At 55.9% G+C, this 10,930-nt stretch carries 10 protein-coding genes; 4 read left to right on the top strand and 6 right to left on the bottom strand.

Translation table 11 applies throughout. The annotated features are described in order from the left end of the window. Positions 1–28 precede the first annotated feature (28 nt). Both LCM21_RS10285 and LCM21_RS10290 read left to right on the top strand, forming a co-directional pair. A complete protein-coding gene (locus LCM21_RS10285; protein WP_093964983.1) occupies positions 29–1,369 on the top strand; it encodes a metal-dependent hydrolase family protein in 1,341 nt (446 codons plus the stop codon). A gap of 99 nt (positions 1,370–1,468) precedes the next feature. Then, a complete protein-coding gene (locus LCM21_RS10290; protein ID WP_224890513.1) occupies positions 1,469–2,254 on the top strand; it encodes a porin family protein in 786 nt (261 codons plus the stop codon). Between the two features lie 31 nt (positions 2,255–2,285). Here the strand turns inward: LCM21_RS10290 and LCM21_RS10295 are convergent, their stop codons facing one another. From LCM21_RS10295 to LCM21_RS10310, 4 genes are all read right to left on the bottom strand, one after another. Beyond that, complete coding sequence (locus LCM21_RS10295; protein ID WP_093964985.1) at positions 2,286–2,942, bottom strand: DUF3299 domain-containing protein; 657 nt, start codon at positions 2,940–2,942, stop codon at positions 2,286–2,288. Positions 2,943–3,145: 203 nt separating this feature from the next. Then, entirely contained in the window at positions 3,146–4,396 is a 1,251-nt protein-coding gene (locus tag LCM21_RS10300) for an ABC transporter permease (protein ID WP_093964986.1), read from the bottom strand. Then, positions 4,393–5,001 carry an ABC transporter ATP-binding protein gene (locus LCM21_RS10305; protein WP_404818123.1) on the bottom strand — a complete coding sequence of 203 codons (609 nt, stop codon included), beginning with the start codon at positions 4,999–5,001 and terminating at the stop codon, positions 4,393–4,395. Before LCM21_RS10305 ends, LCM21_RS10300 begins: the two co-directional genes overlap by 4 nt. Positions 5,002–5,093: 92 nt before the next feature. Beyond that, positions 5,094–5,675: a DUF2796 domain-containing protein gene (locus tag LCM21_RS10310; RefSeq protein WP_319003910.1), complete on the bottom strand. Its 582-nt coding sequence runs from the start codon at positions 5,673–5,675 to the stop codon at positions 5,094–5,096. 527 nt (positions 5,676–6,202) lie between these two features. Here LCM21_RS10310 and LCM21_RS10315 point away from each other — a divergent pair. Beyond that, positions 6,203–9,064: an AsmA family protein gene (locus tag LCM21_RS10315; RefSeq protein WP_224890514.1), complete on the top strand. Its 2,862-nt coding sequence runs from the start codon at positions 6,203–6,205 to the stop codon at positions 9,062–9,064. Positions 9,065–9,066: 2 nt separating this feature from the next. Here LCM21_RS10315 and LCM21_RS10320 read toward each other — a convergent pair whose 3' ends face one another. After that, positions 9,067–9,555 (bottom strand): hypothetical protein, encoded by a 489-nt coding sequence (locus LCM21_RS10320; RefSeq protein ID WP_224890515.1) that lies wholly within the window; start codon positions 9,553–9,555, stop codon positions 9,067–9,069. Positions 9,556–9,847: 292 nt separating this feature from the next. On the opposite strand from LCM21_RS10320, the gene LCM21_RS10325 reads away from it, so the two are divergent. Then, on the top strand, positions 9,848–10,555 hold the full coding sequence (locus LCM21_RS10325) for an IS6 family transposase (protein ID WP_224890516.1): 708 nt from the start codon (positions 9,848–9,850) through the stop codon (positions 10,553–10,555). A gap of 187 nt (positions 10,556–10,742) precedes the next feature. On the opposite strand, the gene LCM21_RS10330 is transcribed toward LCM21_RS10325, so the two are convergent. After that, a partial coding sequence (locus LCM21_RS10330) for a hypothetical protein (protein WP_224890517.1) occupies positions 10,743–10,930 on the bottom strand: 188 nt, incomplete at its 5' end.

A 10,930-nucleotide genomic window follows, 5' to 3' on the forward strand; every position in this document is an offset into this window, starting at 1 on the left:
AATGGAAAAACGAAGTGGAGACACCGATATGGTAAAACGACAGTCAAGAACAGCATTGAGCGCGTCTCTCGCGCTCATTCTTTCAACCGGGGTCGCCGTGTCGCAGGACGGCCCCATCCTGTTCACCAATGTCGATGTTTTCGACGGCGTGAACGAGACGTTGATGGAAGATGTCAACGTCGTTGTCACCGACAACTTGATTACCCAGATCTCGTCGGATGATATCGCCGTCGCCGGCGGTCAGGTGATCGACGGCGGTGGTCGCACATTGATGCCCGGGCTTTCCGATACCCACGCGCATATTACGTGGACCACGTTGCCCCAGAGCGCATTTCTTACTGCCCTCCCAGAGTACAATGCCATTCACTCGGCGGTAGACGCTGAAAACATGTTGATGCGTGGCTTCACTTCGGTAAGGGACATGGGCGGAGCTTCGTTTGGACTGAAGCAAGCGATCGATCAGGGGCTGGTTCCCGGCCCGAGAATCTATCCGTCCGGAGGGCCACTCTCACAGACTGCTGGCCACGGCGATTTTCGTTTCCCCAATCAAACCCACCCCCGTTTCGGCGGCGATCTTCCCCCACTTTACAAGTCGGGCGATGGGTATCTCACTGACGGGGTCCCGCAGGTACTGGCAGCGGCACGCGAGAATTTGCGGCATGGCGCATCCCAGATCAAGTTGATGGCTGGCGGCGGTTATTCCTCGCCGGCTGATCCTCTGTTGGGAAACCAGTTTACCTTTGATGAAATCAAGGCCGCTGTCGATACGGCTGCTGACTGGGGCACCTATGTCACGATCCATGCTTATCACAAAGAGTCCATTAATCGCGCGATTGATGCGGGCGTCAAGGATATTGGGCACGGGCAACTACTGGACAAAGAAACGCTCCAGCGTATGGCAGATGAAGGTGTGTTCCTGAGCACGCAGCCTTTTACGGTCTGCTCCGAACCGCAGCTTAGTGATTTTTCGAATGCCAAGCTCGCGATTGTTTGTGAAGGCACAGCCAAAGTGTATCAGTGGGCCAAAGAAATCCCGGAATTAAAAGTGACCTACGGTACAGATTTGTTCTTCGTGCCATCCGAGGTTGCTGAAGAGCAGGCCAAGCAGATGGAGCGTTTGCTGGACTGGTTTGAGCCCGTCGAAATATTGCGCATGGCGACAAGCAACGCCGGAGAGCTTTTCGCAATGAGCGGCGATATGCGTAACCCCTATCTTGAAGGCACTCTCGGGCTGGTGGCGGAAGGCAACTATGCCGATCTGTTGCTGGTCGAAGGCAATCCGCTTGAGGACCTGGGCGCGGTGACAGATAGCGACAACATCAAAATTATCATGAAAGACGGCGTCATCTACAAGAACACGCTTGAATGATACCGCCGCCGGAACGGTGACCATTGGGATAAGAATCCCGCCTTCCTTCCGGCAGAAATTACACCTGCATTACGAGCTGGCAATAGGAAGGAAATCGACATGAATGCTTTGAAATGTCTGAAGGCAGTGTGTTTGCCGGTCGCGGCAATAATGTGCGCTCCGAACGTGACTGTTGCACAGGATACCGGACTAGGCAGTTGGGACTGGCAGGCCGAAGTTTACTTCTGGGGCGCTGATCTTGGGGGTGAAACCACAACGGGTGCTGACATATCGATGCCCATCGACACGATTATCGAAGACCTGAAGCTTGGCTTCATGGGCGCTATTTTCGCAGAGAAAGACGATTGGCTATTCTTTGCAGATGCATTTTACCTTGATCTCGGGGACTCCGCAGGCACCTCCGCATCGGTTGGCCCGATCGAGGTTGACGTCAATGGTTCTTTTGACCTGAAGGGCTTCCAAAGTACTTTTGGTGCTGGGTACAAGATCATGAAGACAGCAGGGACTACCCTGCACGCAACGGGTGGGGTCCGATTCCTGTGGCTGGATGGCAAAGTCGAGGTGGACGCCACGGAAGCCGTTGGTGGTTCCCCTATCGACGGGCAGGTTATCAGAGAAAATGAAGCGGGCAACAACTGGGACGTCGTCGTTGGCCTTCGTGGCATTACGGAGCTGAATGATAAATGGTACTTGTCCTATTATGGGGACATCGGCGCCGGCAACAGCGACTTGACCTGGCAAGCGTCACTTGCTGCAAACTATCGAATGAACCGGGCTGATCTGGTTATCGGTTACCGCTACATGGATTTTGATCTGGACAATTTCGGACCAATCGATGACCTCAATCTCGGCGGACCGTTTCTGGGCGTAAAGTTTTCTTTCTGATAAACGCCGCAGCGCGTGAGTATCTGCCGTATCAGTAAAGTTCTACCGTTTCGGCAGACATCCCGTAGCCCACTTCCACGCGCGATGCACCGTCGGAAAAGCCTACGTCCTGCACGGAATAGGCTGCATTCATCTCCCCCTCGATCCATACAGGCGCGAACAGCCCGGAAACCTCAATCCCTTTTTCATAAGTAACATGCACCATCTGGTTTGCCGGAGGTGGAGGCGTATGGATACAAGCACCGGCGTAAGGGACTAACAGGAACTCGGTCACTTTTAACCCGTCGAATTCGAGCGGCAGGACATAGCCAGGCATACGAACTTCTGCTCCTATGATTTCGGGGTTCACCGCGGTGCTCTGGGCGCGGCGTTTCTCTATGATGCGCTCGCGCTGCTCGAAGAGCCAATCTACGTCCAGACCTTCACCCAAGAGCCGATCGCGGAGTTCGCTTGCATTTTTGGACGTCATGGAAGGAGTCGGGCTGTTCTTTGAACTCTCGAACCTGAGAATCTGCCTGAGTGCATCCAATTGGTCTCGGGTCAGTTTGGCAAATGGATCTTCGATAACGGCCTGCGGTGGCGCCAATGTGTCCCAGCCTAGAACCAGTCGTTCGGCAGAGGCCGAAGATACTGCAAACAGCAGACCCAATGTGGAAACGAGAACAATCAGCTTGCGGTCTTTCACCATCAACTCCTTTCAAGCGTTCCTAGTTATACGGGCGTTCATGTTTCCCGTGCTCACCATCACACACCCGAGACAGTACCATAGTTTCCGGCGGTTAGTAGCATCATTGCGCACATCGCTATGCGCTCTGTCTCCGGGATCAGGACCAATCAGCAACCGGACATCGCTTCGCGGCCCACTGGCCTCTGCGGCCCTGTGCAAGTGCTTCATGTTTTCACCGTCATGCCGTCAGCCAAAGACAAGCGGTAGGCGCGCAAGGCTGGGACGAGGCTTACGCCTGCACCAGCAGCGACCACCGAAATCAGGACGAGCAGTTCCTTGAAAGCTGGCGGATCGATCGGGATGAACAGGCCGAAGGCGCTGTCAATCATCGGCTGCGCCACGACCAGGCCGAGATAGAGCATGCCCAAACCCAACATGGCTCCCGCAGTTGCAGTCAGTATTGCTTCGAAGACAAGGAGCCCCATAATTGCCGCTGGGCTGGCTCCCACAGCCCGAAAAATCGCCATTTCGCGCCTGCGCTCGTTGAGACTGGAAAAAATCGTCGCCATCATGCCGATGAGCGCGGTAGCGACAACCATGACAGACACAGCAGATAATGCAGTCTCTGCGACACCAACGATCCCCCATAACTCTTGAAGGGCCACGCCCGGTAAGATCGCAAGCAAGGGCTCCTCGGGGTATTCATTGATGGCGCGCTGCAACGCGAATGTTTGTATCGGGCTATTCACCCCGACAAGTGCTGCAGTGATGGCTTTCGGCGTCAGGTCCATCTGGCGGATAGCCTCCTGCGGTGTGGTCTGGCCGGGCATCCTTGCGCCGCTCTGCCAATCAACGTGGATCGCTTCGATGGCCTCCATTGAGACGATCACTGTCCGATCAACGGGGGTGCCAGTTTTTTGCAGGATGCCGGACACGCGAAAGGGCTGATCCCTGTGTTCGGTAAAAGAAGCGAGCCCGTGCGCGATGATAATTGGATCGCCTATCGAGTACCCCAGTGTCCGGGCGACATCGTATCCAATGACCGTGTCGAAGAGATCATCGAGGATGACACCAGATTCGAAGGCCAGATCTTGCCCGTTCCGGTACTTGTAGTGCTCGAAAAAGGCTGCACTCGTTCCCATGACCCGGAACTGGCGATGGCTGTCGCCGAGCGATATGGGAACGATCCAGTCAACATCCGCACGCGCCGCGATGTCTTGATAACTTTCCCAGGTCACGTTGTTTGTCGCGTTGCCAATGCGGAACACGGAATAAAGAAGAAGCTGCACCGATCCCGAGCGCGCCCCAACGATCAGATCGGTGCCAGAGATCGTATCCGCGAAACTCGTCTTTGCTCCAGTCCTCACTTTTTCCACGCCAAGGAACAGCGCAACCGACAAGCCGATTGCGAGTATCGTCATGGCGACGGTCAGAGCGCGTGCCATCAACGAGCCGAAGGCGATCCGCAAGATCACGCGGCTTGCCTGTCGGTCTCTACGGTATCGGACATGCGCACCACTCGGTCGAATCTCTCGGCCAGACGTGGGTCATGGCTGACCATCAAAAGGGTCGAGTTCTGTGCGCGGACTTGCTCAAACATCAGATCCAAAAAGGTCGCTTGCGATGTCTCGTCGAGTGAAGAGGTTGGCTCATCTGCAACCAGGATTGGCGGTTGACCGATCAGGGCGCGTGCGACGGCGACACGCTGTTGCTGACCTACGCTAAGCTTCGCGGCCTTGCTGGATACGATGCCGTCTGGCAGTCCAAGGGCACTGCAAAGATTGGCGGCGTCCCTATTTTCATCCAGGCAACGACTTCTACGTTCGGGAGCGAAGCGAAGGGGCAGCAGGATATTGTCGATAACCGATGCGAAGGGTAACAGGTTGAATTGCTGAAAGATGACACCGATATTTTCCGCTCTGAACCTGTCGCGCTTCCCACTTGACAGTGTCTTGAGATCAATCCCTGACACGGTCACAATTCCCCTGTCTGCAATGATGGTTCCGCCGATCAGAGATAGAAGCGTCGATTTTCCCGAACCGCTCTCACCAAGAAGCAGGACGGTTTCGCCCGCCCGCACGGATAGAGCCGAGACCGAAATACCAAAGGATTTCCGCCCCGGCCAACGGAAGCGGACATTCTTGAGGTCTATGTTGCCGCCTCCCAGCAAGCTCAGAAGAAGCCACGCAGGTCCAGCGTCGGCTCATCGCGCTCAACTTCAAATGCTTGTGCACCCGTCTCCGAAACGATCTGCACCTCCAACTCTCGAGCGTTCGAGAAGGTGTCGAAGTAACCAAACGAGATTTCGGTAATTGCGTCTGCATTGGCACAGGTCAGGGTGTATTCGGCGTGAAACTCTGTGTGACCTGCTTCGTTCGCGCCGTGTTCATCATGTTCGTGGGCATGATCTTCTTCATGCGCATGCTGCTCGCCATGTGCACCTTCGCCTTCCAACTCGGCGCTGGCCTGCACTACGCTGCATTCTGCGGCGGCCGGCAGGATGAAGAGTTTAAGTGGACGGGCAAGTGTCGCTAAGGCCGTGTCTATGGCATTGCGATCCTCAGCGTTCACCGCCGCATACTCGAAACCGACGATATCGGCTCCAGGAGCGTGAAACTCCATGAAAACCGTGGTGTCGTCCACCGCGATATTCAATACGCCGACGCCGTGTTCATGGGCGCCAAGCGACCGTGTTTCACTGGCAAAAACGGTAGTGGCAAGCGAGGTGAAAACTAGCAAAGTTCGCTTGATCACGTATGTGGCTCCTCGTGCGCTTAAAAAGATATCATTTACATATCAAATCCGGCACAACGTCGGCAAGAGCGCCGGGCTGTGCCGTCGAGTCCAAGTTAACAATAGCAGGACCGCTTTGCACTCATGTTATCGTGAAAGCACACGAAATTTTCTCGATCAGATGCTCAGTCCCGGACAAAAATCCGAGCGCTTCGGCAGTCGCTAGATTGGGACTGCTTTTTTCGTGGGACCGAAGCGGTGACCGCTGCGGAAACAGCCAGACTGAAGGCCCGTCAGTACGCACGAACACGTTCAAATGCCACTGCCCCGATTTCGCCGAACGAGGCAGCGCAACGGTCGAGGTCAATTTCAACCTGCAATGCCCGAAGGCGTGCGAAAGCTCATGCGCAGCTTTAAACCAATCCAACGAAGAGTGATAGATGAAGATCTACATAGACCGACACCGCTATACAAATGAACGGAGCCGGAATAAGCTGAAATTCGTATGAGAAAACAAGTCGCTTTTGCAGATTGAACCCCCTTGAGCCATGAGAATAAATCGTCGACTTATCCGTTTAAGCGCAGTCTTTCTTGCAGGGTTCGTCGCAAGTCTCGCATTTGTGCTGGAGAGCAGCAGCTTCCGTTCGTGGCGCAATGCGCTTACTGCTGATTTTCTGACAGATTTGCTTGGTCAGACGGTATTGGTGGAGGGAAACGTTGACCTTGATTTTTTCCCCTCCTTTTCGCTCGAAGCCACCGGGCTGCGGCTACCTTCAGAGGCTATGCCGGGTACTGAGCTTCTGACACTGGAGACGGTACGGTTGCACCTTGCTCCGTGGACGGGGGCGGCGGGATGGACGCAGCTCCCAATGATCGAGGCAAACGGTCTGCGCATGGAACTGCTCCGCCTTGAAGACGACAGGACGAGTTGGCGAACGGCGCAGAAATCGATTGACCAAAAGCGCGGCATGTCATCGTCGGACGCAAGCCCGGCGCTCATCCGCTTCATGAGCACGCGTGACATCCATTTTTCCGACATGAAGGTGGCGGTAGAAAATCGCCAAACCGGGTTCGTCTTCGATTTCGTTCTTGATACCTTCCGAGTTGATCAGAAAGCGGTAGCCGGTGAGCGTGAGGTGGCGCTCGTGTTCGACGGAAAGTTAAACGATGAGCATGTGACATTGCATGGCGTTTTCCCTGAAGATGAAGCATTTTCGGTCACCAGCCGTATCGGCGTGACGGATCTCAGCATGAGGGGACATTCCGATCCATCACTGGGCCCACTTGGGTTCGACAGCAGGCTTGAGATCAAGACCGAGGACCTCAACGCAGTATTGCAGGCGCTTTCGCTACGCGGCGAGGTACATGGCTCCGGGCGGCTCGAGGCGCGGTTTTTACGTCGGCACGGCTTGTACGACTTCGAGGAAATCGAAACACTATTGACGCTTGAAAAAGGTCAAAGCGTAAAACTCGCCGGCTTTCTTCGCAAAGTTGGCGAGCCGCCGGAATTCGATCTGAAACTCGATGTTGATCTTCTTGGCGAGAAAACCCTCACCGCGCCGGCGATCTTTCTCCGCGACATTAGACCCGAAGCTCTCGGAATGCGTCTGGTTGGCGCGGACAAGCTGCTGTCCATCGAGGATTTCAACCTTGCGACTAACGCCTTTTCGGAACATCTCAGCGATATCGGTCCTTTCCGCGTCGGCGACATAAAGCGAACGCCAGACGGCAAGTTGGCGCTACGTGACGTGTCCTTTGCGCTCGGACCGCTGGACAAGCCGTTTTTCTCCGCTGCGGGGCACATGGACGATCTGCTAAATCTGCGCGGATATGATGTAAAAGGCGATCTCGACCTGCCTGCCGCGCAGGTCCTGCGCACCTTGCGCCCCGAGCGCGTTCATGAATTCGGTCGCTTGCTTGGGCATGTGTACATAACCGAAGTAGACGGGCGGACCGTTTTGGAGGACTTTGAAATAGAGGAACGCGACAGCGATCTGTGGGACGGATACCTCTCGCTACGCTCGGAAAGCTTGTTTCCCCTTAAGGATACAAGCCTTTCCGTCGCGCTATCCGCGCCTGACGGGGCCTCTTTTCTGGAAGCGCTGCAACTCACCCCCGTGGATACTGGCGCTGCCGGGGTCGCCCTCGATCTGGTCCGCCATAGCAAGGGGATTGAAGCCAGCGGTGAAGTGAGCACTGGCGAAACCCGTATCTCCTTGATGGGCGATCTGAACATCATCGCCGGCGCGCCGGTATTGCGCGGCTCCATAAATAGCAAGGCGGTGTATCTTCGTGATTTGCAGAACGCGATCCGTACCGTGCGGGAAGTATCCCGCGAGCCCGGTGTTTATCTGGAGATGCGGTCAGTGCAGTTGAAAGAACACCTCGACCCCACCGCTAGCGAGGATTTGTCGGGCTTTCAGCCGCTGGTGTTGCCCGCAGCCGAGCCGGAACTGAGGGAAGAGGATCTGTCGGATTTCCAGCCGCTCGTCCTTCCGTCCCCCGCGCCCGCCGTTGAAGACCTGTCGGACTTTCAGCCGCTGGTGTTGGGTGATGATGCGGGAGATTTGAGCCTCGCTGCTCTGAAGAATCCTGCGGAACTCTTGCGAGTCCTTGACGCCGAGATCGACATCACATTCGACAAGATCATCGGGCAGGAAGGTATCTCGCACATGGCCAGTGCATTCACGGCCAAAAACGGACGCGCATGGCTTGGCCCGCTCAGGGTCGATTACGGCGGCGGTTTTGCTTCGTTCTTTGCAACGGTAGACGCTCTCAACCGTCCGGACTGGATTGAATTGTCCGGCAGTACAGGGGGCTGGGACGTGGGCCGGCTGACCAATGGTCTGGGCGGGAAAGTGCATGCAACAGGTACATTGACCGGCCGGTTTGACCTTGCCGCGCGCTTTCCCGAACCGCAGGACTTTGCCAGCAGCCTTACTGGTAGCGCCGAGATTGAGATGGGGCCCGGGCAGGTTTCCACGACCCTGATCGATCTCGCTGGGTTGGGCGTTCTACCGTGGCTTTTTTCTGCGGATCGCCGTGCAGGGTTTTCGCCGATCTCTTGCATACGTGCGCCGCTGCGTTTTGACAGCGGGCGAGTCACGATAAACGACGCTGTACTGGAGACTGCCCGCGTGCAAGTGGTTGCCAAAGGCGATCTCGATTACCTGAAAGACACGATCGACCTGCGGGCTGAGCCGCGCCCTCTCGGTCGTCCGTTGGCACGCAGCGCCTGGCCCTTCGAGATCAGCGGGCAACTTTCCAAGCCAATTGTGAAGTTGGTCCAGCGCAACAAACGGCGAGCAACCGAACCCATTACCATGCCGGACTCTCGCGTGCCTTGCATTGCGGATGTAGCCCAGATTCGAGCCGCGCCCGATCCTGCTCTACGCACGGGCCCGCATTGACTTCAACCTTGTGCGGCTTGGCAACGCTCCATCTCGGCGATGGCCCGCGCCGATCCGGTCAGGTCCACTTCGAATTCCCCGCCCTCGGGTCCCAACACGCGCAGAGACCTGCGCTTGGCGATTTCTAGGGCAAATGCCGGGTTGTTAAAAAAGGCCCTGCCGCCGGGCATTCCGTCTCGGACCATCATTTCCACTTCCCCGGCGAATTTCTCTTCGGAGGTAAAGAACTTCACGTTACCCGTCTCGTCTAACGGCCTTTCCAACCAATCGGCGCTGAACGCGGAAATGAACCCGCCCTCGAGGTCTGGCAGGTAGCCGAAGGCAAGCCGGATGCCACTTTCGAAATCCTTCTCGATGTAGCAACCGTTTCCGACCGCTGCGTCTATGCGAACATGCCAGTCGCCGCTCGTGCCCCATTCGGAGACCTGAGCTTCTGCCCAATTTCCCGAAAGGGCGACCCATACTAAGCCAATCACCAGATGTTTCATCATTTCCTCGCCAGTCCGCGGAGCCTTGCTGACTGTGCACTCCGTGTAAGCCAAAGAGCAACGGCACGGGACTTGCTGTGGGCATGTAGGCCCAACTGGACCGAGCGTGCATATTTGGGCGTTATGAGGAACAATAATGGAGCATAGCCCAACTTGACAAGAATCTGATCTTTACACAGTTTGCCCATTCGATTGGAGGGTATTGTATTGGAACGAGAATTTCTTGCATATTCTCAATGGTGTTGTCAGAAGGAATTTGGTTGAGGCGGGCAGGGCGGTTTCGTAGCCTCTGGCCATGCCCAAGTGTGATCCATTCAAATACTTTCATAGCAGCCCGGAAATTATCCGCTTGGCGGTCATGATGTACGTTCGTTTCCCTTTGTCGCTGCGGAATGTCGAAGATCTGCTGCGCGAGCGCGGTATTGATGTAAGTCACGAGACGATCCGTTTCTGGTGGAACAGATTTGGTCCGATGTTCGCGTCAGAAATCCGGCGTCGGCGGGCGGAAAGACTGCGATCCGGGCGGCAATGGCAGTGGCATGTCGACGAGGTTTTCGTGAAGATCAACGGCGAACGTCACTACATGTGGCGCGCTGTTGATCACGAAGGCGAAGTTCTGGAAGCCGTGGTCACGAAACGTCGAAACAAGCGAGCCGCTCTGAAATTCCTCAGAAAATTGATGCGGCGCTACGGTCGGCCGGAAGTTCTGGTGACGGACCGCCTCCCTTCGTACGGTGCGGCGTTGCGGGAGGTTGGAGCGGCCGATCTGCAGCATACAGGCCGTTGGTTGAACAATCGGGTTGAGAATTCGCACCTGCCATTCCGACGAAGAGAACGGGCCATGCAGCGCTTCCGGCGCATGCGAAGTTTGCAGAAGTTCGCCGCCGTTCATTCCTCCGTTTACAACCATTTCAACCAGGAGCGCCACCTCTACACCCGCGAAAACTTCAAGCTGATCCGCAACGCCGCTCTCGCCGAGTGGCGTAAGCTCTGTTCCGCCTAAGTTCCCGTGGTTATTGGGAAACTGAGACTGGTTAGAATCTGTCTGACAGCACCGCCACCCATACCCGTCTCATTTCATTTGTGTTTTCTGGTCCGGAATTGTGCCGCAATTCCCGCGCGTTGGCGCGTGCGCTGTCAATCAGAGACGGAGCAGACCGTACACTCAGAGCACAATTCAGGCCCCAGTCTCAGTGGCGCATTTTGGCGGGGTCGCTTTGGGTTAGATTTCCCTGATAACCGGCAATGAACAGGGAATTGGTCTTGTCAGAAGAATGTTGCTTGAGTGGGGCAGGGGTGTTGCGTAGCTTTTGCCCATGACCAATCCCGCCTCTTTCAAGTATTTCAAAACCAGCCCCGAGATCATCCGCTTGGCCGT

The organism is Ruegeria profundi (genome assembly GCF_020171505.1).
Classification (GTDB): domain Bacteria; phylum Pseudomonadota; class Alphaproteobacteria; order Rhodobacterales; family Rhodobacteraceae; genus Ruegeria; species Ruegeria profundi.

Bases quoted from the DNA above. Each gene is read 5' to 3' on its own strand.
- LCM21_RS10285 (WP_093964983.1), top strand. From the start codon at position 29: ATGGTAAAACGACAGTCAAGAACAGCATTGAGCGCGTCTCTCGCGCTC.
- LCM21_RS10290 (WP_224890513.1), top strand. From the start codon at position 1,469: ATGAATGCTTTGAAATGTCTGAAGGCAGTGTGTTTGCCGGTCGCGGCA.
- LCM21_RS10295 (WP_093964985.1), bottom strand. From the start codon at position 2,942: ATGGTGAAAGACCGCAAGCTGATTGTTCTCGTTTCCACATTGGGTCTG.
- LCM21_RS10315 (WP_224890514.1), top strand. From the start codon at position 6,203: ATGAGAATAAATCGTCGACTTATCCGTTTAAGCGCAGTCTTTCTTGCA.
- LCM21_RS10320 (WP_224890515.1), bottom strand. From the start codon at position 9,555: ATGATGAAACATCTGGTGATTGGCTTAGTATGGGTCGCCCTTTCGGGA.
- LCM21_RS10325 (WP_224890516.1), top strand. From the start codon at position 9,848: ATGCCCAAGTGTGATCCATTCAAATACTTTCATAGCAGCCCGGAAATT.